Source organism: Actinomadura chokoriensis (assembly GCF_041463665.1).
Lineage (GTDB): Bacteria > Actinomycetota > Actinomycetes > Streptosporangiales > Streptosporangiaceae > Spirillospora > Spirillospora chokoriensis_A.
Genome location: NZ_JAXCEJ010000003.1, coordinates 290926 through 314436, shown reverse-complemented (window position 1 = coordinate 314436; position 23511 = coordinate 290926). Strand labels below are relative to the sequence as shown.

General features: G+C 66.1%; 23 protein-coding genes, 1 pseudogene and 1 CRISPR repeat array. Of the genes and pseudogenes, 12 read left to right on the top strand and 12 right to left on the bottom strand.

What is annotated here, in order from left to right; all coding sequences use genetic code 11:
* The 9 genes from cas1 to SM418_RS07580 all read left to right on the top strand — a co-directional run bounded on the left by cas1 (window position 1) and on the right by SM418_RS07580 (window position 9531).
* Entirely contained in the window at window positions 1-981 is a 981-nt protein-coding gene (gene cas1 / locus SM418_RS07620; RefSeq protein ID WP_371939946.1) for a CRISPR-associated endonuclease Cas1, read from the top strand.
* Between the two features lie 10 nt (window positions 982-991).
* Window positions 992-1255: a CRISPR-associated endonuclease Cas2 gene (gene cas2, locus SM418_RS07615; protein WP_329088257.1), complete on the top strand. Its 264-nt coding sequence runs from the start codon at window positions 992-994 to the stop codon at window positions 1253-1255.
* 142 nt (window positions 1256-1397) lie between these two features.
* A CRISPR array of direct repeats spans window positions 1398-2553; the repeat unit is 30 nt; unit sequence GTCCTCATCGCCCCTACGAGGGTTCGCAAC.
* A 367-nt stretch (window positions 2554-2920) separates the two neighbouring features.
* A complete protein-coding gene (locus SM418_RS07610; protein ID WP_371939945.1) occupies window positions 2921-3214 on the top strand; it encodes a hypothetical protein in 294 nt (97 codons plus the stop codon).
* A complete protein-coding gene (locus SM418_RS07605) occupies window positions 3211-4134 on the top strand; it encodes a DUF2637 domain-containing protein (protein ID WP_371939944.1) in 924 nt (307 codons plus the stop codon). Before SM418_RS07610 ends, SM418_RS07605 begins: the two co-directional genes overlap by 4 nt.
* Window positions 4131-6092 (top strand): toprim domain-containing protein, encoded by a 1962-nt coding sequence (locus SM418_RS07600; RefSeq protein ID WP_371939943.1) that lies wholly within the window; start codon window positions 4131-4133, stop codon window positions 6090-6092. The genes SM418_RS07605 and SM418_RS07600 overlap by 4 nt, the downstream gene beginning before the upstream one ends.
* Window positions 6089-6976 (top strand): hypothetical protein, encoded by an 888-nt coding sequence (locus tag SM418_RS07595; protein WP_371939942.1) that lies wholly within the window; start codon window positions 6089-6091, stop codon window positions 6974-6976. Before SM418_RS07600 ends, SM418_RS07595 begins: the two co-directional genes overlap by 4 nt.
* Before the next feature lie 11 nt (window positions 6977-6987).
* A complete protein-coding gene (locus tag SM418_RS07590; protein ID WP_371939941.1) occupies window positions 6988-7287 on the top strand; it encodes a hypothetical protein in 300 nt (99 codons plus the stop codon).
* A 727-nt stretch (window positions 7288-8014) separates the two neighbouring features.
* A complete protein-coding gene (locus tag SM418_RS07585; RefSeq protein ID WP_371939940.1) occupies window positions 8015-8587 on the top strand; it encodes a hypothetical protein in 573 nt (190 codons plus the stop codon).
* Window positions 8588-8700: 113 nt separating this feature from the next.
* Entirely contained in the window at window positions 8701-9531 is an 831-nt protein-coding gene (locus SM418_RS07580; protein ID WP_371939939.1) for a S1 RNA-binding domain-containing protein, read from the top strand.
* A gap of 225 nt (window positions 9532-9756) precedes the next feature.
* On the opposite strand, the gene SM418_RS07575 is transcribed toward SM418_RS07580, so the two are convergent.
* Together SM418_RS07575 and SM418_RS07570 are read right to left on the bottom strand one after the other, a co-directional pair.
* Window positions 9757-9966 carry a DUF397 domain-containing protein gene (locus SM418_RS07575; RefSeq protein WP_371939938.1) on the bottom strand — a complete coding sequence of 70 codons (210 nt, stop codon included), beginning with the start codon at window positions 9964-9966 and terminating at the stop codon, window positions 9757-9759.
* Window positions 9950-10819: a helix-turn-helix domain-containing protein gene (locus SM418_RS07570; protein ID WP_371939937.1), complete on the bottom strand. Its 870-nt coding sequence runs from the start codon at window positions 10817-10819 to the stop codon at window positions 9950-9952. The genes SM418_RS07575 and SM418_RS07570 overlap by 17 nt, the downstream gene beginning before the upstream one ends.
* Before the next feature lie 889 nt (window positions 10820-11708).
* Here SM418_RS07570 and SM418_RS07565 point away from each other — a divergent pair.
* Both SM418_RS07565 and SM418_RS07560 read left to right on the top strand, forming a co-directional pair.
* The gene (locus tag SM418_RS07565) at window positions 11709-12335 is read left to right on the top strand and encodes an ATP-binding protein (RefSeq protein WP_504230341.1); all 627 of its coding nucleotides are present in this window, start codon (window positions 11709-11711) and stop codon (window positions 12333-12335) included.
* 106 nt (window positions 12336-12441) lie between these two features.
* Entirely contained in the window at window positions 12442-13056 is a 615-nt protein-coding gene (locus tag SM418_RS07560; RefSeq protein ID WP_371939935.1) for an SUKH-4 family immunity protein, read from the top strand.
* 675 nt (window positions 13057-13731) lie between these two features.
* Here SM418_RS07560 and SM418_RS07555 read toward each other — a convergent pair.
* Both SM418_RS07555 and SM418_RS07550 read right to left on the bottom strand, forming a co-directional pair.
* Window positions 13732-14706: an HD domain-containing protein gene (locus SM418_RS07555; RefSeq protein WP_371939934.1), complete on the bottom strand. Its 975-nt coding sequence runs from the start codon at window positions 14704-14706 to the stop codon at window positions 13732-13734.
* Window positions 14703-15029 carry a PadR family transcriptional regulator gene (locus tag SM418_RS07550; RefSeq protein WP_371939933.1) on the bottom strand — a complete coding sequence of 109 codons (327 nt, stop codon included), beginning with the start codon at window positions 15027-15029 and terminating at the stop codon, window positions 14703-14705. Before SM418_RS07550 ends, SM418_RS07555 begins: the two co-directional genes overlap by 4 nt.
* 282 nt (window positions 15030-15311) lie before the next feature.
* Here SM418_RS07550 and SM418_RS07545 point away from each other — a divergent pair.
* Window positions 15312-16763: pseudogene (locus SM418_RS07545) on the top strand (P-loop ATPase, Sll1717 family); the annotation flags it as partial.
* 439 nt (window positions 16764-17202) lie between these two features.
* Here SM418_RS07545 and SM418_RS07540 read toward each other — a convergent pair.
* The 8 genes from SM418_RS07540 to SM418_RS07505 form a co-directional block, all read right to left on the bottom strand.
* The gene (locus SM418_RS07540) at window positions 17203-18729 is read right to left on the bottom strand and encodes a hypothetical protein (protein ID WP_371939932.1); all 1527 of its coding nucleotides are present in this window, start codon (window positions 18727-18729) and stop codon (window positions 17203-17205) included.
* Between the two features lie 6 nt (window positions 18730-18735).
* The gene (locus tag SM418_RS07535; protein ID WP_371939931.1) at window positions 18736-19119 is read right to left on the bottom strand and encodes a hypothetical protein; all 384 of its coding nucleotides are present in this window, start codon (window positions 19117-19119) and stop codon (window positions 18736-18738) included.
* Between the two features lie 122 nt (window positions 19120-19241).
* Window positions 19242-20003, bottom strand: a complete 762-nt coding sequence (locus SM418_RS07530; RefSeq protein WP_371939930.1) for a hypothetical protein — start codon at window positions 20001-20003, stop codon at window positions 19242-19244.
* Window positions 20004-20009: 6 nt separating this feature from the next.
* Window positions 20010-20315 carry a hypothetical protein gene (locus SM418_RS07525; protein WP_371939929.1) on the bottom strand — a complete coding sequence of 102 codons (306 nt, stop codon included), beginning with the start codon at window positions 20313-20315 and terminating at the stop codon, window positions 20010-20012.
* 215 nt (window positions 20316-20530) lie between these two features.
* Complete coding sequence (locus SM418_RS07520; RefSeq protein WP_371939928.1) at window positions 20531-21367, bottom strand: hypothetical protein; 837 nt, start codon at window positions 21365-21367, stop codon at window positions 20531-20533.
* 54 nt (window positions 21368-21421) lie between these two features.
* Entirely contained in the window at window positions 21422-22243 is an 822-nt protein-coding gene (locus tag SM418_RS07515; RefSeq protein WP_371939927.1) for a hypothetical protein, read from the bottom strand.
* A 37-nt stretch (window positions 22244-22280) separates the two neighbouring features.
* Window positions 22281-23069, bottom strand: a complete 789-nt coding sequence (locus tag SM418_RS07510; RefSeq protein WP_371939926.1) for a hypothetical protein — start codon at window positions 23067-23069, stop codon at window positions 22281-22283.
* Between the two features lie 40 nt (window positions 23070-23109).
* Window positions 23110-23511, bottom strand: coding sequence for a DUF4913 domain-containing protein (locus tag SM418_RS07505; RefSeq protein ID WP_371939925.1), 402 nt, complete (start codon window positions 23509-23511; stop codon window positions 23110-23112).

The window sequence follows — 23511 nt, the reverse complement described above, 5'->3', positions numbered from 1 at the left end:
ATGCCCGCCGCCGCACGCACCTACTGGCTCACCAGCCCCTGCCGGATCCGCCGCAAAGACGAATCGCTCGTCATCGAACGCGAATCCGCCGGCAAGGTTCATATCCCAGTCACGGACGTCCGAGACATCGTTGCCTGCGCCGAAACCGACATCAACACCGGCGTCGTCGCACTCCTCAACCGACACCGAATCAACGTCCATCTCCTCAGCCACTACGGGGACTATGCCGGGTCACTTCTCACCTCCGACATCAGCACCTCCGGCGAGACGGTTCTCGCACAAGCCCGACTCGCCGAAGACCCCGAAGCCGCACTCGATGCCGCTCGCAGCATCGTCGACTCCGCCGCGTTCAACGTCCGCCGCGTGATCGACCGCAAACTCCTCGCACGCCCGTACGCCGTTCTGCAGAAAAGTATCGAAGCTGCTGAAACTTCTGCCCATCTGATGGGCATTGAAGGAACCTTCCGTCGGTCGGCATGGGACGTCCTGGACACCAAGCTCCCCGGATGGCTCCAGCTCGGCGGACGCAGCCGTCGTCCACCAAAGAACGCCGGCAACGCATTCATCAGCTACGTGAACGGCATCATCTATGCCCGAACCCTCACGGCGCTCCGTCTGACGCCTCTGCACACCGGCATCGCCTTCCTGCACAGCAGCATGGAACGCCAGCGGCACTCCCTAGTCCTCGACATATCGGAGATGTTCAAGCCGCTGTTCGCCGAACGCCTGCTTCTGCGGATGTCCGCCCGCAACCAAATTAAGGAGCATCACTTCGACAGCGAATCCAACCAGGCCATGCTCAGTGAAAGTGGCCGAAAACTGGTAGTCCAGTCCGTCCGCGACGAACTCGCCGTCACCGTCGCTCATCGCTCCCTTGGCCGACCCGTCGCCTACGACGAACTCCTCTACCTCGATGCACTCGCGCTGACCCGGCGATGCCTCGAAGGCACCCCCTACAGACCCTTCAGGATCTGGTGGTGACAGGAGCGCCGTGCACGTCATCGTTGTCTACGACACCGCAGCCGAGCGGAACCCGCGCATCCTGCGGACATGTCGAAAGTACCTGCACCACGTTCAGCGAAGCGTCTTCGAAGGGCAGGTCAGCGAAGCCCAACTGCGCCGATTCCAGGCAGAGGTCGAAAGCCTCCTGGATCTCAGCTATGACAACGTCATCGTCTACACATTTCCTCCGGGGACGACACCCATCCGCCTCACCTGGGGTGCTGCCGAGCCGGCTCCTACCGACATCTTGTAGCCTCCTCAGCCGTGGGCCGACCAAAGTTGATCAAGCTGGTTTCAGCGACACTCCGGGCTCGGCTGCACAACCGGCGGTTCGCTGAAGAACCGGGTTTCCAGGAGGGTTTCTGGACCCCAACGACCTGCAGCTTTACCGTGGGGTCCTCATCGCCCCTACGAGGGTTCGCAACGTGGGGCGCTCATCGTCACCGGACATGAACGTCACGTCCTCATCGCCCCTACGAGGGTTCGCAACAACTCCTCGGCCGTGAGCACCCCGGCGTCGCGGAGGTCCTCATCGCCCCTACGAGGGTTCGCAACAGGTTCACTGCTTCTCCTTGGGGAGTTGGACGGTGAGTCCTCATCGCCCCTACGAGGGTTCGCAACTACTCCTTCGCCGCGTTGATCTGCTGCGAGATCGCGTCCTCATCGCCCCTACGAGGGTTCGCAACACGCTCGAGAAGCACGCGAAGCGGGCCGAGGCCGGTCCTCATCGCCCCTACGAGGGTTCGCAACGTCGGGCTTCCCCACCCGCCGACGATGCCAGGCTAGTCCTCATCGCCCCTACGAGGGTTCGCAACATGATCGTCGCGCCTGTCAGGTCCGTCACCCCGGGTCCTCATCGCCCCTACGAGGGTTCGCAACTAGCACCACCGGGTGAGGCCGGAGCAGTCGAATCGCGTCCTCATCGCCCCTACGAGGGTTCGCAACGCGTAGGCCGGTTGCGCGTAGCCCGTACCCGGCGGTCCTCATCGCCCCTACGAGGGTTCGCAACTTGATGAAGTCCTCCCACGTGAAGGGGAGGCGCTTGCCGAGTCCTCATCGCCCCTACGAGGGTTCGCAACTCCTGTGCCAGCTCTGGGGGTCGATGGTCGACCTGCCGGTCCTCATCGCCCCTACGAGGGTTCGCAACCGAATAGGGGGATCTGCGTCAGGGCCCTGGAACTCAGGGTCCTCATCGCCCCTACGAGGGTTCGCAACTAGAGAATCTTCCGGCCGCCGGCTAGGACGGCTTCATGGGGTCCTCATCGCCCCTACGAGGGTTCGCAACGACCGTGGGCAGGGCTCGCCGGGTGCGGGGCCGGCGTCCTCATCGCCCCTACGAGGGTTCGCAACCTGTCGAAGTCCCAGCGGACCACGATCGAGACGTCGGCGGTCCTCATCGCCCCTACGCGGGTTCGCAACGAGCGGATCTACGGGGTCGGCCGCCCCGCCTACGTGTCCTCATCGCCCCTACGAGGGTTCGCAACATCTCGGTTCCCTTGGTCAGGGAGACCAAGGTGTCTCGTCCTCATCGCCCCTACGAGGGTTCGCAACGTGATCGCGTTCGCCTCACCCGAGATGGTGGTGTGGGTGGCCCTCCCTACGAGGGTTCGCAACGTTACAACAACTCGGCCACGTGACGGGCGGTTCAGCTCCGTTGCTGAGGCCACGGCCCGGACGGCCCTAGCTCGCCTTGCCTATCCCTTGGCCTCGTCCGATCACCGCCCTACACGGTGGCCGGATGTCCAGCATGCTGCTGCGGCAGTCGGGCAGCGACACAACCCATGAGTCCTCGCATATCACTCAAAAAAGTTGTGACACGCCGTCGCTTCCTGTAGTTGACCAAACTCCAAGAGTGATGCATCTTCATTCTCGAAGTCTTTAGTTGATGGCCGGACCGGCTGACATCACCGGGGGAGCGATGGGGACGCAGGCATCGACTGTGCAGGTTGAGCTGGAGGAACGGCGCGCCCGTCTGCTCCGGCTGCGCTATGAGCTGAGACAGCTGAAGCTCAAGGTACGAGTCCGAAAGCCGCGCAATGGACGCTGGTGCCTGCGAATCCGGCACCACGGCTGGTCCGAGACCGTCCTGTGCGCTGGAGCTGACGGGGCCTACGCCTACGTCACTGTCCATGGTCGTCTGCTGGGCAGCACGGCCGACCCTCAGTACGTCGCCAAGCTGCTGCTGTGGATGGTCGAAAGGCGCTTGCGGTGACCTGGTTGAAGCGATCGCGAACGATGGTTACCGACGACACCCGAGACGGCATCGTCCCAATACGCTCGGAACCAGGCGTTGTCAGGTGGGCAGCAGCGGGGGTTGCGCCGCTGATAGCGGCGCTGGCGATCCTTGGAGGTCTTGGCTCCTTCACCACCATCCGGGAGATGGCCGAGCCGCACTTCAAGGGGCTTGCTTGGATCGTGCCCGTCGGGATGGACGTAGGAATCCTGATCCTGCTGGTCTGGGACTTGTTGATGGAGTACCTCGACCTGCCCTGGCCGGTCCTGCGCTGGGTGGCCTGGCTCTACATCACCGGGACCGTCCTGGTGAACGTGTCCGCCGCACACGGAGACTTCGCCGGCAGCCTCATGTACGCGGCCATGCCCGTCCTGTTCGTCACGGTGATCGAAGGTGTGCGACATCTGATCCGACGGTGGGTCGGATTGGCATCGTCCAGTCGAGTGGAGCGAGTTCCGATGGCGCGCTGGGTGCTCGCGCCGGCTTCCAGCCTCCTGCTGTGGCGGCGGATGGTCCTCTGGCACATCACCGAGTACCAGCAGGGCCTTGAACTGGAGCGCCATCACCTGGAGGCCGTCTCACAGCTGCAACGGGAGTACGGCAGGTGGGCGTGGCGATGGCAAGCGCCGTTAGCTGAACGGCTGGCTCTCAACAGGCCGCCTGCGCCCGCTATCTCGGGGGTGGTCGGCAATGAGAGCGCACCGGAGGACCGGTTCGACGAAGAGGTACTGGCCATCGCTCGTCAGCTTCACCGTCAAGTGCAACGTGAGGGGGGCTCGTTCAGCCGGGACCGGCTTGGCCAGCGGCTGCGAGAACTGGGCTTCAGCATGGCCAACTACCGGCTGACAGAGTTGATCGCCCTTGTCCGTGAAGAGTCCTCCGGCCGGGAGATGTCATGACGGCGCCCGCGGGGGATGAGCGTCTCGCCCAGGAGGAGGAACAGTATCGCCAACTCGGCGTCCTCCACGGCATCGTCGAACACTCGGTCGGCCGTCTCGTCAACGGAGGTCTGGCATGGGATGCCTGGCTCCGCGACGCGAGCCGGCATGGGCGTTACGGGTTCATCAACACCCTGCTCATCCCAGCTCAACGACGCTCGGCGACCGACGTCCGTTCCTACGGCGCATGGCAGGAGCACGGACGGCAAGTGCGCCGTGGCGAGACCGGCATCCGGATCATCTCCAAACGCGGTAACCCCCGCGCAGTCTTCGATGTCGAGCAGACAGACGGCGAGCCGATCACAAAGGAGTCCTTCTTCCCAGCGGAAGGTCTAAGGAAGCTCTCTCGGTTGGCTGCAGACCTCGGCTTCTATGTGGACCGAGGGCAGGACTGGACTTACCTCGGACAGCCGGGGCGACGTATCCAAATCGCTCCAGAACTCGACGACGTCCCCGCAGCGACGTTGCTTGTCCACCAGCTTGCCCACGCCACCGGCCCCGGCGGCCTCCTCGACGGCGCCACCAGGAACACTGCACCGTGCTTGGGGGCTCGTCGAGTCTTCGCGGATTCGGTCGCTTACCTTGTGCTGGCCGACCTCGGACTGGACGTCTCCCACCTCCTCTTCCCGCCCACGGATCAATGGGCCGGGACGGACGCCCGAACGAACGCATCTGCCGCCATCCGCGTCGTTGGCGGCCAGGCCGTCAAGACGAGCACACGACTCTGTCGCCGCCTGCACGCGCTCGCCAGTCCGGTGAGCAGCTCCGCCCCAACCTCCGCTGCCGCCCCCGCCGAGCGTTCTCACACGACTGTGTCACCAGACCGCTCGGCGCTCCGAGCAGCGCTCGCCGACGCGCATGACTTCTACAGGCGAGCCCTGCCTGGAAGCTGGGGTGACCGCTATCTCTCGGACCGCGGCTTCAACAGCGTGGTTCAGGACCGATGGGAACTCGGCCTCGCACCGCGCCATCCTCGTGCGCTGCTCCATCATCTGCGGGGTCTGGGCCATCAAGACCAGACGATCACCGACGCCGGCTTGGCGAAGAAGAGAGACGACGGCGCCCTCTTCGACGTGTTCCGCGACCGCGTCCTGTTCCCGCTCCGGGACGGGAACGGGGAGATCATCGGATTCATCGGCCGCCGGAGCGACGAAGCTCCGGGTCCGAAGTACCTCAACACCCCGGACACGGTTCTCTTCCACAAGCGCGAAGTGCTGTTCGGTCTCCACGAGAGCCGCGCCCGGCTCGCGGCCACCGGCCGTCCCCTCCTTGTCGAGGGACCGCTCGATGCAATCGCGGTCAACGTCGTCCTGCCGGCCGTCTACGCCGCCGTCGCTCCCTGCGGCACGTCGATCACCACCGCGCACGTCGAGGCAATCGCGGCACACGCTGACGGACCCACCCCTGGGTTGGTGATTGCTCTCGACGGTGACCCTGCCGGACGAGCTGGAGCGGTCCGAGCCTGGCGCACTCTCCGAACGTGCGCAGGACCCATCGAAGCAGCCCTTCTTCCATCAGGCCACGATCCGGGCGATCTCCTGATGCCGACGAGTCAGTTCGCCGTCCGCGAGGCGCTGCTTTCCGCAGTTCCCCTCGCTGACCTGGTCATAGATGAGAGAATCCAGCGGTCCGGGGGAGCGCTGGAGTTCGTCGAATCCCGGTTGACCGCGGCCCGAGCCGCCGCAGCGGAGATTGCTCAGCTGCCGCCCGACGAAATCGCCCGTCAGGTCGACCGCGTCGCGGCGCGCACGGACATGGACCCGGCAGATATCACCGCTCTGGTCGTCGAAGCGATCAGCCCGGACCCCGACCCGGGCGCCTCATCATCGCGGCCTCTGCCCCCGGCCCCACAGAACCGCGGCGCCCAACGCTCCTCGCCCGCGACATCGCCGAAACGCAACCACCGGAGGACGGCGTGAGCCAGCAACACCCCGACCCGATCAACGAAGGCCTCCAGCACGGCGGGCAACGGCTCGTCCAGGTCGTCTCGACCGCAGTAGGAGTACAACAAACGCTCGCCCACCACCGGCACCGGTTAAAGGCCCTCCAGCAAGCTCAAGACCAGCAGGCTCAGCGCGAAGAAGCCAGAGTGCAGAGGGTCGCGACGTCCGAAGCGCGAGCTCGTTGGGTGCGGGTCCACGACGGCAAGTGGCTCCGCCAAGCGAACCTGCTTCAGGTTGCCGAGGCATGGGGAGCGGCCGTCCCGTTCGCCTCGGACAATGCCTCGGCGGCGCTCGCCGTCCGCAAATGCGAGGAACGGCTCCGCCGCCTCCACCCGCATGGGATGGGCCACTACGACCGGCTCCGCAGCGAAGGCATGGTCCCGCTCGATGCCATGGCACAGGCCGCGCCCTTCTTCGCACGTGACCCGAACGTTCGCCCTGGCGACCCTGGGCCCCAACAACAGGAGCTCTACGAGGGCACCGGCGCCGAGTGGGCCGCACGGGTCCACGGCCCGGAGCGCAGCGATTGGGAAGAGGCTCGGCAAGAACAACGCGCAAGCCAGATCGCGGACGAGTTGAGGACCAAGCTCCGCCTCCAGGGGCGCGAGCCCCAGCCTGAGGAACTGCGCACGGTCCTGGAGATCACGACCAACCTGCCCGAGCACATCATCCTCAGGGCCGTCCCTGCCTCTCCGCATCCGGCTTCTCCCCGCGGCTCGGACGTGGAGCGGGCCGCCGAGGACTTCCCCCTCTCCATCGATGAGGCGCTGGAGATGAGCGCGAAACAACCCTTCGAAGCCTCGGCCGTCCGGCGGCCCCAGCCGCAGATCCCCGAGCGCAACCGCCGACGGAACCTCTAACCGAAGGGAAGATGATGATCTTCTTCCACAGTAGTGCGCTCTTCTGGCTCGGACTGATCGTCCTCCTGGCGTTCCTTGCCGTTCTGCCGACGCTCATCGCGCTCATACGAGGTGCCGACGACATCGGCTACATCATTCTGATCAACGTGATCTGCTGCACGACCGGCTTCGGCTGGCCCATCGCAGTGATCGCCGCCATGAGATGGCCAAGCCGCTATGCACGCCGGCCCGGCTCATCACGGCAGCCTGGACCTATGCCGCCATCCGGCGGCATCCGCCGCAACCTTCGCGGACGAGGCCCGAATGCGTGACGCAGCACCTGTCCGTGAGCCGCGCCGACGAGGGCGAAGCACTCCAGGTCGAGACGGTCGCATACGAGCTACGAGGCGGGGCGCCGTGAGGCTAGGGGCGGTGCTCCTCGTCGGCTCCGCCGTCCTCCTTTGCAGTGCCGCGCTGCCTACTCCGCCCCGGGGCGCCGCCCCGGTCGCCGCCCGGCAGGCGGCGACGTGCGCTCCGATCGGCCCAGTGGCCAGCAGATACGTTGACAAGAAGAAGCTCTGTCGCCGTGCTCGCGAGGAAGTCCTGCGAAGCCTCAAAACCGGCCGCGGCCCGGACTGGGGTGACGTCTTCCGCGACTCCATCCCCAAGGTGAAGCGTCCCCACCACCAGCCCGCGAAGCCTCGTCATCGACATCACAAGAAGCACGCGACGACGCCAACGCCCTCCGGGCCGACACCTGCGCCCGGCACTGCTGGCCGCGGCCGGCCTTCGAACCGGGCCCCGGTGCAGCCGTCACCGGCAGTCCCGACTCCCACCGCGAAGGAACCGCTGAAGTCGCACCAGCCTGAACTGGCACCCGCCGGACGCCAACCGGCTCCTTCGCCTAGCCCGACCTTTCGTATAGAACTGGACGGTCGTGGGACCTGGGGGAGTGACTGGACTGGAGCCTGTGCGCTACTCGTTCTCCTCGGTGCTGCTGCCATCGCGGGCAGGCGCCGACGAGCCCGCGCCGCGGCGACAAAATCGCCAATCAGTCGGGTGGAGCGAGATCCCCAGCCTGAGGCGGTCTTGGAGCCCCCAGGGTCCGCCGACCGCACATCACCGGACCCAACCGGGGCCACCCCGTTCACCATCACTGGGGACTCACTCAAAGGCCCAGCCGCCGAAGACGCCGTCCGCTGCCTGGCCATAGAGGTCCTGAGCAGGAGGCCAGGCACTACGACCGAACTCGTTCTCAGCCGACCGGATGCATGGCGACTACTCGGGATAGATGTCGGCACTCTGCAAGAGGACCGGGTGCCCGGCTTGGTGTTGACCGAGGGCCTGGAGCAGACACGCGCTGTCCTGACGCGCCAGGCGGGGTCCCGCCGGATTCTGATCACATACGACGTCGAAGCCGAAGGATTCCGCGAGTTTCTCAACCGAGGTCAACCCGCCGTCATCTCGCTGTCGTCGTCGACCGAGACTTCCATTGCGGACGAACACGACGGCGAGGCTACAGGTAACGCCGTCGTTGCGACCGAGATCGACCGTCGAGCACCGCTCTCGAAGGACGACGCCTTCACTCAACTCATGGCCATGCCGACGATCGCTCGGCTCTCCCGCCCGTAACAACGCCCAATCCGCTGTCGTCCAGGCCGCTGTGGGGTGCGGATCTACACCAGCTGGCACGCGACCGGAGGCCGATTCCTGCCCCTTTCATCCGTTTGTGGGAACCTTGAATCATGGGCACTCGGCGGGAAGACGAGTCTCCCGCAGCGTTTCTGGAGACGGTGAACATCGGGGACATCGTCACGGGCGTGGTTGCGGAGGTTACGAAATCGAGGGCGGCCGTGCTCCTGGATGGCTTCCCCGCTCGCCCCATCGGTGTCATCGGCGAACCCGATCTGTCCTGGCGATCGTTCGGCAGGCCACCGACTGCGACACTTGAAGCAGGCACCCGAGTATCGGCCGAGGTCCTCAGCGTCGATCTCGCGGAACGGCAGGTGCAGCTCTCCTTGTCCGCCACCGGGCATCGGCGCTTGTGGGCGTTTCTCAAGGCTCTGGACCCAGGACAGCGGCTGTCTGGCACGGTCGCTGCGATAGAGCGGTTCGGCGTCTTCGTTGATCTGGATGACGGACCGGACCATCCCGTCTTCCCCGGCGTCGGCTTCATCACCTTCCCCGAACTGTCCTGGCTCCGTTTCGAGGACCCCCGCGAGGTCGTCTCCGTGGGACAGCGCGTCACCTGCGAGTTCCTGGTCTTCGACACCCACAACGGCGAGGCCCGGCTGTCACTCCGCGCACTGCAACCCGACCCGTTCCAGCGGTTTGCCAGCCGCGTCCGCGTAGGGCAGACCCTTCCCGGCCGGGTCACCAAACTGGTGCCCTTCGGCGCCTTCGTGCGCGTCGAAGAGGGCATCGAAGGCCTAGTCCATCTCAGTGAACTCGCCGACTCGCCTGTCGACAGACCCGAGGAGGCAGTCGAGGTCGGTGACTCCGTCACCGTGCTGGTCACCACCATTGACCAGCAGCGGCGTCGGCTTTCCCTATCGCGCCGCAGGGCGCAGCAATAGACCCCTGAGCATGAAGGCCGTCGTCGAGTTCTCTTGATGGCACGACCACCAAGGCTCGTGGACGGATCCGAGTCCACCAGCGTGCTTTTGGAGTCACTCGCCACCAGCCATCGTCCGGCCGGCAGCCCCCTTCGACGGACTGCCGCTCCAGGGCAAGGGTCCTGCTGCTCGTGGCCCTTATGCCGTGCGGAGGGGGCCTGGGTGTGCGCGGCGGGGCGCGGGCTTTCAGAGTTCGAGTTCGCCCTGATGTGCCCGGTTGGTGAGTGCCCGCCAGGTCTTTCGGTCGATGACGACTGTCGGGCCGTCGGGGGCCTTGGAGTCGCGAATGGCGACCAAGCCCGCAACCTGGGCGATCTCAACGCAGTCGCTTCCGCTCGCGCTACTCCGGCTTGCCTTGCGCCACCGGGCCCTTGTGAGGTCATCGTGGAGACTCATGGGATCGCTGGTACTCCTCGGCGATGTCGGCGATCAGGGCGACCGAGTCCTCCTCGGCGAGAGCCTGTTCGCAAATGCGGTCGAACCTCACATTACAGCGGGTGACCTGGCCGACCTCCTCGACATAGACCTCGCCGCCCATACCTTCCAGGTAGACGACGTCTTGGTCCAGTTCGCCAGCAAAGCTCAAAGCGACGAAGGGACCGTCCATTCCAGCGTGCTCGCCCACGGAGATGGGCATCACGCGGATGCTGACGTTGGGTTTGGCGGCGGCGTTCACCAGCGCTTCGAGTTGTCGTGCCATGACCTGCGGTCCACCCACCGCGCGCCTGAGTACGGCTTCGTCCAAGACGACTGTGAAGGTGGGGGCGTTCTCCCGCTCCAGGATCGCGCGGCGTGCCATGCGTGCTTGGAGACGTCGCAGCAGGACGTCCTCAGGGGCCTCTGGGCTCAAGATCCGGATGAGCGCGAGCGCGTAGTCGCTGGTTTGGAGCAGGCCAGGGATGAACTGGACCTGCCAGCTGCGGATCTCAGTGGCGTCGTCTTCCAGTTCCGCGAATGAGCCGGTCAGTACGTCGTTGAAGGCCGACCACCATCCGCGTTTGCGGATGTCGCGGGCGAGTTGCATGAGCGCCAACTTGACCGCCTCGTCCCCGCCGTAGAGATCGAGCATCTCCTCGACATCCGAAGGTCTGGGCCGCGTTTTGGCCGTCTCGAAGCGGAGCAGCTTCGGGCGACTCCAGCCGAGTGCGGCTGCCGCCCGCTCCATCGTGAGCCCGGCCTTCTCCCGCTGCTGGCGGAGTTGTCGGGCAAGACGACGGTGCCTGACGGTTGGACTCTGCGCGTTCGACATGTCGCTCAGTGTGGCATGGCGAGCATGATCCTTTTCATGCATGGAGTGCCGGAGTGCAAAGAGAAATGAACAAGTGCATAGACAGGTGCGCTCTGTAAGAGCATGATGTCGCTGGGTGACCGAGTCGATGCCGACTCAGGCCGTACGGCTATTCCGGCCTGCCATGCAGCAGCGACGAGGGCTCACCGGGCCCTGGCAGGGGCCATCTGGCCGAGAGGTTAAGACGGTCTCGAACCGGTGTGGCAGCACCGGTCCGAGACCTTGATCGGACAGTGGAGGTCCGACTCATGCATGATCGTACGAATCCCTCCCCGGCCCAGGGGATCGCATATGCCACAGATCACGGACATGATGGCGGGCGGCGCCATGGCCCAACGCCCGTCGGGTCAACGACGTCGCAGGTGCCACCCAGGACGGCCTCTCACGATCCGCAGCAAGCCGTCGCCCTGCTAGGCCATCAGCACTCTCAAGCCACGATCTGGTTCGGTGCGTACACGGAGAACTACTGGGCCATGTTCCGTGCCGAGAACGGTACGCCGCAGCTGATCGAGAAGCGCACCCCGGAAGACCTGAGCAGCTTCCTCACGTCCCCCGCGCCCCTTGCTCCGAAGCATCACCCGCCACGGCCGCGCTCGCTCAGTACATCCCACCCCAGCTCAACCTCGCCCGCGGCTCGCGCCGACCTGCACCCTCAGCCTCTGCCCGTTCGCGAGACGGCTCAGGGGATCGGGAGGGGACGAGGCGGTCGGTCGATGGCTGCGCCTGTGGGCGGGAGGGGTCGATGCTAACCGGCGGCCCAGCCGGCATCCCGGCCGGGGAAGCATGCGCATTCCCCCTACCCAACGACGCAAGCGTCGCCCGCCAAGCACGCGCCCTTCTCGCCGCGACGATGCGGCCGCTGGGCTTTGCCGCAGGGCAGGTCGAGGACGGAGAGCTCGCGGTATCCGAGCTGGCCACAAACGCATACACGTATGCATCCATGCCAGGACGTGCCTGCACGGTGGCGCAGGAACTCTGGATCTGGGCGCGCACCTATCCCACCCCGGAACTGGTCGTTTCGGTCTTCGACTCCCATCGAGACACCTGGCCGGTCACCCGTGATGTGGAGCTGCTCGATGAGCACGGCAAAGGGCTGTCCATCGTCGGGGCCGTCTCCAGCAGCACCGGCACCCATCTCACCCGGTCACGCATGACCGCGGCACCCGGCAAGTGCGTTTGGTTCACCCTCCCGTTACCAGCTATCTGGCAGATTGCCGACCGGGCCATCCCCCCGATCTTCGCGGCATGCCGGCTCTCCGACGCGCTCAAAGCCCGCGGCATCCCGACCACCTATCGCAGGGACGGCAACGGTGCCACCGTCCTCAGTACCCGAACGCTGAACATCTGGGTCGCACCCAATGCGTTCACCTGGCCCGACAGCCACGGCTATATCCGCCAACCACTGATCGACCTCCAGGAGACCGCCGAGCGCATCACCAGCCACTACGAGACCCACCACTCGGCGCCTCGGATCTGACAGGTCGAGCAGCCGGGGTGGGCTGGACCCCAATCTGCCGGGGACGCGGCGCCGCCTCCTGTCCGCCGCGTCCCCGACCCGCAGCAGCACGCCAGGACGAGGACCTATGTACATCGAAGCCGACCGTCTTGCTCGCCTGCGGCGAAGCGCCGAGAAGATTCGGATGCTCGCCGAACGAGCCGACCGCACTGCCATTGCCCGCTTCCTCGCCCGCCCGGAGATCGCCCGCCAACTCGACGCCCCCACCCTCGACTTCCTCCGCCAAGCTCAAGAGCTGATCAGCACCACCACCTATGTGCTGACGACGACGCTAGAGGCTGCGGACCCATCCCCCAACGACGGTGGCGAGCCGACCGCAACCTCTAATGCAGACCTTTACCTCGCACCACTCGGCGCGGCATCCCTAACTCCAGCCGCCACGCGCCCTCTCGGCACCGCCGAGGCTTGGCACAGCGCTCACGTCCGCCTGTGCCGCCATCAAGACAACCCGATCCTCATTCACATCCAAGAATTTGAGGACGGCTACCAGGCGATCCCCATCGCCGTCACCATCCCCGAACCACCGCCCGTCCCTACTGTCGAGACCGCTACCACTCTGGTTATCGACAAGATCACCGGCGCCGTCACCCAATGGCCCCTGCTCCCTCTCGATGGCCTGGCCCGTCTTTACCGCCGTTATCAACAGCGAGAACCCATGACCTTCGACGATCAGACTCGATAGCAGTGCTGATACGGCGAAGCGGAACGCCAAAGGGCTGGTAGCCGCAGCGCGTGTGTCGGTGACAGCGAGGAGCATACCCCGCGCCAACCATGGTGGACGCTGGCACAAGGACCATTCTCGCGCGCGGGGAGCACGACCGGTCCCGATCCGCGCGACCGCCGGGGAGGACCCCCGATGCCAAAGAAAGGAGGGAAGCGATGGAACGCTGCTTGTACCTCGAGTGCGATTTTTCCGACTCGGAGCAGAGGCCGGGCGCCCTCACTGCCGAAGACCTCGCCTTCGGATGGCCGGTTCTGTCGAATTCAGAGTCCCTGCCGAACGACAGGAAGCTCCAGCAGTTCCTCCACCTGACCCATTTGTCCGGGCCATACGAGTGGGCCTCGGTGGCGACGGCGGCGCCATGCTCTGGACGATCCCCGGCGAAGCCCCTGGGGGTCGGCGACATCAGCCGCTCCATCTGTGGCCCCGGACTGGTCGTAGTCCCGTGGGCCTTCGCAGTGCATCGCCGCAGCCCTCATCATCGCTCAGGGAGCGGCGTGCGAGGCGCTCCCCGGAAGCCTTGTCCCGGGACAGTTGATGGGGGCGACCGAGCCTGCGGTTGCCAGTTGGTCGCCGAGGCTTTCGCCTAGCTTCCCGGCCTGGTGCCGCCGTGGACACAGCGGTGATGCAGGTGGTTCAGTCCTGCCGGGAGGACGTCTCATCCGACTCGTCGATGCCAAGTTTCGCGCGCAGGCAGGTGACACCAGCATGCAGGATGGGCGGCACGGTGATCAAGGTTATCGCGGCATCGACGAGACTCGTTCGCGCGCTCTCCACGACCACCCAGCCGACCAGGAGCACCAGCGGTGTCCACGTACGCAGGTCGGTTCGCAGTATCCAGTGGAGGCCGGCCAGAAGCCGGTGAGCGAGCGTGTCGTGCACCGGGCGTCGCAGCGTCAGGGAAAGTGCCGGCATACCGAGTATGAGGCGCAGCGTGAATCGGGCCCGGGCAGAACGGCTCGGCAGGACATCGAGCTCGCCGAGCCATTCGTCCAAATAACGCGACCTGGCCGCGGGCGGGAGCAGGAGCGCACCGAGAGCCAGTGCCCGGGGACCTGCGGGGGCGGTCTCGGGCAGAGCAGCCAGACGATTCAGCGCGATCGAGGTGAGTTCGTCGGAGACGTCGCGCAGGCCGAGCCGCCAGGCGAGCGGCGCCATTGCCTCCAGGGTGTGCCGGGACTTGAGCCGCTGCTTGTCCTCGTCGAGGTACTGCAAGGTCCTCATGTTGTGCAGCCTGTCGAGCACCTTCAGTGTGAGCACGCGGTGGTCGGCGGTGGCGATGCCCGCCTCGTCGCGATCCAGCGCGACCATGCTCTCGACCAAGGTGGCGATCTCGTCGCCGAACCGCTCGCGGAGCCGGACGGCGTCGCATCCGGTGTCCTCGATGACGTCGTGTAGCAGCGCGGCGCAGATGACCACGTCGTCCAGGCCTGAGCCGGCGGCGATCTGCGCGACCGCCAGCGGATGGGTGATGTAGGGATCGCCGCTCTTGCGGTGTTGGCCTGCGTGATGGCGGGCGGCGAACTCGTACGCGCGCCGGATCCTGTCACGGTCAGTGACCGGCAGGTCGGCGGGCAGCTGTGCGAGCAGGGTTTCCAAGGTAGCGGTCATGGCGTCGCCGTCCGGAGGTTGACGCCCGGCCCGCGCGATCGCCGGGCCCGCTCCAGTGCGGTGCGTGCCCGCACAGCACCCTCGTCGGTGAGCGTGTAGTAGTAGCGGGCACGCCGTCCCTCGGTCAGGTGCTCGGCCGCAGACTCCTTATGGCCCTCGATCCAGCCGAAGCGCTCCAGCCGGGCAAGGATCGGGTAGATGGTTCCACTGGGCTGGCCGGTCTCTGCGCACAGTTCAAGCCCGAAGCGTCGCTTGGTCGGATCGGAGAGCATGGCGTCCAGCACGAGCATCGTCTGCAGGGTAATCCGAGGACCATCCGTCATGTATCGAACTCTAGACAGCCAACGCGGACAGTGACATACCTGCCAAAGGCAACATCGGTCTGTCCCGTCGCGAGTGGAGGACGTCTTGCTCGTTCGTGGGCGGCGGCGAACCGGAACAGCGGTCTGGTGCGGCGTCGTCCAGTGGCGCGAACCCGAGCACGTCAAATGAAGACCCGGTCGGCGCGCAGCGGCGGCTCGCCGTCGGGCGCGGATCAATACGACTCGAGATGACCACTTTGGGTCACTTAAGCGAACGGCGAGGCGGACGAGCAGCAACTCTACGATCGGCTGCGGCGCGGTGTGCGGCGTCTGCAGTCGGCGTCGCTCTCGCTCAAGGCGTTCGGGATCGTGGAGGCGTCCATCAACGCGGAGGGCTCGGAGGGGGCGCTGGCCTCGCGCCAGCTCGAGGTACTGGAACGCGGGGTTGCGGCGGCGTTCGACGATCTCGATCCCGAACGCGCGAAGCCGATGCTGCACTTCCTGGTCGACCAGTTGGAGCAGGTGTGGACCGTGGACCCGGACAGCCACGCCATGGTCACAGGCCTGCTGCTCGCCGCCAAGCATGTGACGAGTGAGTACCGGAAAGCGGTGCGGTGCACGCTGTTCCTGCGCTCCGACATCTACGACACCCTCAACTTCGGCGACGGCGACAAGTTCCACAGCGACGAGATCCGGATCACCTGGTCTCAGAGCGGGCTACGGGACCTCGCGCTCACCCGCGCCTCGGCCTCGCTGGGGCGGGTGCTGGCCCCGGAACAGTTCTGGGGCGAGGTGTTCCCCCGGTACGTCGGGGGTGAGCCCACCGCCGACTACTTATTCTCCCGATGCCTGCCCCGCCCCCGGGACGCCATCCAGTTTCTGACGGTGTGCCGGGACACCGCCGCCCAGCAGGGCCACCGGTGGATTACGGAAGCCGACGTCGTCCGGGCCACCCTTTTGTTCTCCCAGTGGAAGCTTCAGGACTTGGCCAAGGAGTACCTAGTCAGTTATCCGTTCCTGAGGAGCCTGTTCGCGCTCTTCGAGAACACTGGATACGTGGTCATGCGGTCGGCTCTGGAGAATCGCCTTGAGGCACAGCGCGATTTCCTCCACGAGGAGTTCCCCGCGTATGCCGAACACCTGAACCCGCGGGGCGTCCTCGACGCGCTCTTCGCGGTGAGCTTCCTCGGCGTGAAGCGCGGAAACCATGTGGTCTATGCGAGCGGCATGGAGGCGCCGATCCAGCCGAACGAGACCGAGTTCCATGTGCATCCCTGCTTCCGGTCGGCGCTCAACGGCCTCGGGCCGCTGGAACTACCTCACTTCCCGATCGCCGAGGCCGCCCCCTCCTCGTACCCGGCTTTCCAGCAGCGCTGGATACAGGCGGACGTCGGTTTCGGCCCGAGCCGGGACCTCCGTCTGGTCACCGAGCTGGTCCGTTCGTGCGAGACCCTCCTTCGCCACCTCAGCAGATCCGACCTCCCAACGGTGACCCGGGACGAGATCTCCCAGGCGATCGCCCGGTTGCTTCAGGACGCGATCGAGAAGCGCGCCCTTCTGGATTCCGGCCAGGACGTCGATGCGTCCGCCCACGTCGTGAGAGCCGCGAACTACCTCAGCAGTCTCGCCGGGCAACTCGCCAGCAACGGCATCCTCGAGGTGAACCTCCCACGGCGATTCGACGAGGAGTCCCGTTCCCTCATCCGCGCGGTGGGGGGCGCCATCGGGCGCGGAGGCGGTTCCTCCTCTTCCTGACACCAACTGGACCGCGTCACCTGCGCGGCTCGTCCTTTTGCCACGCTGAAGGCTTCCAGGCGAACGGGAGAAAGCGTGTCCAGAAGGTTCCGTGTTCAGTGTTGCCATGATGGTGCGACGTCCGTGGTGAACGGGGGGCAGGCTCGGCCTTCCGCCGAGCCTGCCACGTCGGGGGGGACCTTGCTCCGTGACCTGCTGGTCGATCGGGGCGGTGTGCTCCTCGTTTGCGAAGGTTCGGAGGTGAGAGTCGAGAACGGGATGAGTCGTTCCAGGCAACCTCGCAGACCGTCGCGCTGGGGCACGGTACTGGTCGACGGAGGTTATCGTGAATGGCTGCGCATCCGACGCCGCAGTATCGGCTCCTGGGCCGGCCGCTCAGCGGACTCATCCTCAAGGACCGTGGGTCACCTCGCATCTTATTGATCATCGGATCTGCCATTCAGCAGACATTTCCATCGTCCCGACCCGAGCGCCGATACCTATTCTCGACGTGGGAAAAAGGGATGGGAGTTGGAGTGCGCTCGCAGTTGTTTGAACTGGAAAGGAGTTCGCTGAGTGGCGTGGGGAAGGCGCTAGCGGCCAGTACGGGCTGATTTTCTTCGTCAATAAGAGTTGCCCGCCGGATTATTAGGCGTACCTCCCGTGGGGTTGGGTTGGGGGAGGTGAGAGCTTGGATTGCTTGGCCAAGTGTGGTGATTGCATGGCTGCCTTGGATCCGGGCTGCGTCATAACGAGTTGAGAGTTGACGTACTGATACTGGTACGCGGGGTAGGTGGGTTGGATATTTCTGGTGCCGGTTCACTGCGCCTATTGCGGCTGCGTCGTTGATGGCGGCGTGGTGGTGGGCGGCGAGGTTGTTGCAGCCTTCGATGGTTTTGAGGGTGACGGTGGCGAGGGACGCCGCCTGGTGGAGGTCGGGGGCGAGTTCATGGGGCGGTTTCAGTCGGCTGGATGCTTGAGGGCTTGGTGTCCAGGCGGGGTCGGAGTGTATGAGGCGGCCCAGGCGGATGATGAGGTCGCTGGCGTCGGTGGCCGGGCCGGTGGCGGGGTTGCCGTAGTGGCCGATGTGCTCGTCCCAGCGCCGGATGATGGTTCTCCAGGTGCGGCCGGTGTGTTGTACCTGGGAGGCGGCCTCTTTGAGGGCGGGTAGCCGCTCAGGTTCGTTCAGTTCGTCGATTCGGTGGATCAGTTGGCGGATGGTTTTTGAATCGATGTCGCAGATGATCGCCGCTGCTCGCGCGAGATAGCGCCAGGTGGTGACCGAGGTCATGGTCTGGGGGTTGCTGAGCCGCTGGATGCTGGCGTCGATGCCGGCGAGGGCTTGAGTGACGTTTTCGCCGACTGCAGGGGGGATGCGGTCTGGCGTGTGCTGGGGCTGGATGGCGGTGATGGGAGGTGAGGCCTGGTTCTCGCTGTGGATGTGAGAGATGAACGCGGCTTTCAGGAGCAGTACGCCGGCCTGACTGGTGGGGGTTGCGGTGCGCCAGGCTAGATGGCCGACGGTAGAAGTGTGGATGCTGAGTTGGTGCAGTAGGGAGCGGGCGCTGTCGGGTGCTGCGATCACGACAGCGGTTGCTGAGGCCGCATGGTCGTGGGCGGTGGGGAAGTGTGTGGACAGGAGGTCCAGGCCGCAGCCCAGGGCGATAGAGGTGGCGCGAAGCTTCTGGGCCAGGGCCGACCGGGGGGTCTCGGTGTCTGCGGGTGGACCGAGGAGTTCTTCGGCTTGCTTGATGAAGTCCCCGGCGCGGTGGGCGGCGACCCGCACACCGGCGCTGGCTGGGTGCGGGACGCCGAAGCCGTCGGTGATCTGGTCGTGGTAGCGGGCGAGGACGTGGGCGAGGCGTGCCAGTTCGGGCACGGTGGTGCGGCTGCGGATGTCTCTTTCGAAGCGTGCCAGGTGGAGTTGGTTTCGGAGGTCGGTGAGGTGTTCGTTGGCGAGGTTGGTCATCTCGCCGAACGTGGCCATGGGCGGTTACCGGAGTGCGTCGCGTAGGCGTCCGGCGTGCAGGGCGGCTTGGAGGCAGGCGAGCCTGTCGTCGGGATCGCTGGCTAGTTCAGCGGCTCGGACGAGGCTTTGGGAGGTCTTGCGGGCGAGGTCGAACAGGGCGTCGGCGGTCGCGTTCTGGCCGGTGTGGTCGGCGGGGAGGGTGGCGCGCAGGGATGGGGCTTGGCGTAGTGCTTGGTGGGCTTGGACGGCCTCGCCTTCGGCCATGCCCCAGGTGATGAAGCCGTCAGGCGGTTGGGCGGCGTAGGCGGTGATGACGCGTTCGGCGTGGGCGAGGTCGTTGAGGGCGCTGTTGAGGAGTTCGGTGAACCAGCCTTGGCGGACGTCCTGGTGTTGGCGTTCGTTCGTCATCGCGGTGTCCTCCGGGTGGACGGGTGAGCCGGTCTGAGAGTCGGCTTGGTGCTGGCGGCATGGTTGGGCTGCCATGGCGAACCGGTGGGTTGGTCGGGGACATGGGGGATTCCGATCGGCGGTTATGCGGTGGGAGTTGAGGCGCGTGCCGCGGGCGGCGGCTGCTTGCGGTCGGGGGCGGTTGGCGGTGGGGTGGCGAGGTTGTGGCCAAGGTCGGTGGGGAAGTCCGCGGCGGCAGCGTGGGTGTCGGATTGGTGGAACCTCGCCGCAGTTGAGTGCGGGAGGAGTTCGTCGTGGATGCGGGATTCGGGGACGCCGCTCCAGGAGCTCAGCGCGGCCAGGACCTGCTGGCGGTCGTGTTCGAGCTTGGGGCGGTTTGATGCCGGGGTGTGTGGGAGCCGGTTGGTGAGGGTGATGTAGAGCTGTTCGGCTTGGTCGGCGGAGTGCACCGGGCCGAGGATGGTTTCGGTCGGTGGGAACGCGGGCGCGGGCGCCAGATACGTGGCTGGCTCGGCGTAGATGTAGGGGATGCCGGGGACCGCGATGAGGTAGGAGGTCTCGTCGTGGGTGCCGGTGGTCTGCCAGCCGATGACGGTGCCGCAGCGGTCGTCCTGCCGTGTGAGGCGTGCCTGGTCGCCGGGCTTGTAGGGGGCGTCCTCGGACACTTCTTCGGCGTTGAGGGCGCGGCCGGTGCTGATGACGGCGGAGAAGTTGATGCCGTGGTGGTTGGCGTAGTGCTCCAGGTCGCAGACCAGTGCAGCCAGGAGGGCCTCGGTGTAGAAGGGGTCGCGTTGCAGTAGCGAAGGTTTGCCTGGGAAGGCGTCCAGTTCGTAGGCGGTCAGGGTGCGGGTGGCGCGCTCGATGCGCTTGGCGTTGTGGGGCATTGGGGCCTACTTCATGGCCGCGTGGACGTTGCCGGCGTGGTGGGCCGCTCGTAGGCAGGCCACTCGATCGGCGGGGTCGGTGGTCTTGGAGGCGACGGTGAGGATGGCTTGGGCGACGACCATCACCAAGATGGCGATGGATTCGGCGAGCTCTGGTACCTCGGTGTCGGACATGGAGTGGTCTGGCCAGGTGAGGGTGGGAGCGTCGGCCAGGGCCCACCAGGCGTCGCTCGCCTCGGCGAGTGCGCTCTGGTAGGCGTCCTCGGGTGAGGCCTGGGCCAGGACGGTGGTGGCGCGCTCGATCAGTTCCATCCCCATGAAGGCGGCTGCGAGGAGCGCGGGCAGGGAGTCGGCCGTCTTGATCTGGCGGGCGGCGTAGTCGAAGAAGTACTTCAGCGGAACCTCCGTGGTCGGGACGCCCGTCCTTGGGCATCAGGAGATGTTGCCTATAAGCTTTGAAAGGTTTAATGATTGTTATTAATCAATAGCGTTGGAATGCGGCGTGATGCGTTCTCCCAGGTAGTGGCTTATCGGTGAGGGCCCGTGCGCCTGCTGGCAGGAGCAGAGGATTGAGGGGTCGTGCGGGAGCCGGGGTGGTGCTCTGCGAGGCCTTGCTCCAGCGGTATGGGGAAGTCCTGTGCCGCGAGTTGGCTGGGGCTCAGCGCTGTGTCCTCGACTGGGGTCTCTGCCTGGACAGGGGCGAGTCGTTGCTCGACCTCGGCCAGCAGCAGGTCGGTGACGTCTCGGGTGTCCATGCCGTTCCAGGTCACCAGGGCCTCGAGCAGGGCTTGGCGATCGTTGAGGTCGTCCTGGTGCGGTGGGACGCCGCTGAGGTCGGCCCTCCCGATTCGGGTCACCGCCTCAACGAGGGCTTCTTCGGCCACAAGGGGGTCATCGATGATGCCCTTTGTGGTGGACGTGGCCGGGAACGGGGTTGCTTCTTCCAGGTCGGCGGCGAGGATGCTGCGGCTGCTGGTCTCGCCGAGGAAGTGGACGTAGTACTCGGTCGGGCCCTCATGCGGGACGTGTATTCCAGTGACGGTGCCGCGGGCCGGTCGCCCTATCAGAGTTGTCTCGTCGGCGGTCGGCCCCTGGAGTTGGACGGTCGAGCCGATCGCGTAGATGTCGGGGCTGTTGCGTTCGCTGAGGTAGTAGCCGTTGGCTTGGGCGAGGATGTCGTTGAACTCCAGCCCGCGGTGCTGGGCGTAGTGCATCAGGTCGATCAGCAGGTCGCCGAGTAGTTCGCGGGCGTGGACGTCGTTGCTGCGGTGGTCGAGATGCTCGGTCTCCTGGAAGAGCGCCTGGAAGGAGTCCAACGCTGCGGCTCCGAACTCGGCGAACTCTTCCGCGCCGGCTTCGGCCATTCGGCCTCCAAGGGTTCGGGCGCGGGTGGCTAATGGGGTGGGGGCGGGATTCGCTCAGGGGAAGCGCTTACGTGGGTTGTCATGGTTGTTTGGATTGGGCTTTGGGTGGCGCGGTGGGTCGGGCGAAGGTGAGGGAGCCGGGGCCTGGGGGAACTCGGATGCGGACAGCCGTGCTTCAGATCGTCCACGGCCTGGCCGAGCCGGCTTCTGAAGGGCCGCCAGTATGCGGTCATGGAGGTGACGCATGATCGCGTCGGGACGGCCGCCGGACCACGCTCCCAAGCGCATGGTCAGCTGTGCAAGGTCGGTGAGCGCCTGCTCGTCGGCGACGAGGCCGCTGGCGGCGGCACGCTTGAGCCGGACGCCGATGTCGATGATCGTCGACTCGGCGCCGTGGGCGCTGATGACAACGCCCGCCGTGCGCGTGGGGAGCGGCGGGAAGGCATCGGCTGGTTCCAGTTCGGACGCCGCGACATGCAGACCTTGGTGAATGCCTGGCACGCGGACGGTGCACTGTGCGCCGCCGTCCGGTGAGGCTGCCAGTGCGGTGATGAAGCCGCGCCACAGCGGAAACCGCGGTTTGGCCCCGCTGGCGGTCCGTTCCTGCCGGAACTGGACCTCGCTTTCGAGCCGGAAGCGTTCGATGGGGTGGTGGGCTCGCCCACCGCGATCGAGTCGTTCCTGATAGAGCAGGGCCAAGGTGTTGTCGACTTTCAGGTCCCGGCGCTCGGCGTAGCGGACGAGTTGATCGATGAGCGATTTGCTGAGCAGTTCGGCCAGCAGCGGGTCGGCCCGGTGGCTGGGGATCTCGTCGGGTAGGACTTGCCGCTGGTAGGTGTCGAGCGCGTTGGCGACTGCCTCGTCATGCTCGCGCATTCAGTTCCTCCGGATGACTGAGTGGGGTAAGGCGGGCTCACTTCAGGCGGGGATGGGGGTTGGTGCCCGGTGGGTCGGGTGGGCGGGTCGTTGACGCGGTCGGTTGCTCGGCGGCCAGGCTGGCGGCGATGCTGTTCGGGAATGCGGCTGCGGCGCGGCGAGCGGCCGGTGAGCGATCGTCCGGCGGCAGGGAGACTTTCGCTTGGTAGCGGAGGTAGTGCTGGACCCGTTGGGGTGTCGTGCCGGACCAGGTGGCCAGGGCGGTGGACAGCTCCTCTAGATCCGCGACCACCTCGGGTGCAGGAGGGATGTCCCGCTTGCTCGTCAGTTTGCCGAGGATCTCGATGATGGTGTCTTCGGCCTCCAGCGCGGAGAAGACGGTCCCGCGGGTGCGAGTCGGCACAGGGGCCAGCCGGGTGGCCGGTCGGAGTTGTGAGGTGGTGGTGTGCTGGGGGTCGATGAGCCCCGGGACGCGCAGGACGCATTCGGCGTCCTGGCCGGAGCCGGATGACTTCAGTTCGGTGATGAAGCCGCGGTGGTCGTCGGCGTCTTGGTCGCGGAACTGGACTTCGGTGTTGAGGCGGAAGCTGTAGCGAGGGTTGATGAGGGCTCCGCCGCGGTCGATGCGGGCTTGGACGAGGGCGTCCAGGAGGTCGACGACGTCCAGGTGGTTGCTCTCGCCGTAGGTGATGAGGTCGACGACCAGGGCGTGCATCAGCCCTTCGGCTTCTGCGCGGTCGTTGCGGTGCCCATGGGCGAGGTCCCCGAGCAGGTGCTGTTCGTAGGCGTCCAGCGCCAAGGCGACGGCTTCCATGCGTTCAGTCACGCAGGCCTCCGGTCAGCGCTTCGCGGCGTGTTGGGCGGGTTCATGCGTCCGCTGCGGCGAGGTCGTCTTGGTCGACGCCCAGCCACCATGCGGGGACCGGGATGATGCGTGCCTGGTGCGGGGCCAGATGCTCGTTCTCGGTGCACTGGTAGAAGGGGCCGCGCGGTCCCAGCAGGACGGGGATCTGGTGGTCGAGGTGGTCGCGGTACCACAGGGCCATGCCGGTGGCGCCCTGCAGCCGCATCGCCTCCCAGGAGAACCACAGGGCGGTGAGGCGGGAGATGGCCTCGCCGTGCCGCCACCATTCGGCGCACCAGCGGAATTCGCCGCCGAGGGTGCGCCGGTACATCGGGACGAAGTGCTGGGTCACCCAGGCGGTGACATCCGGGTACAGCGGCTTGAGACGTTGGCCGTCCGTGCGTGGCGCGTCGGGGTGGGACAT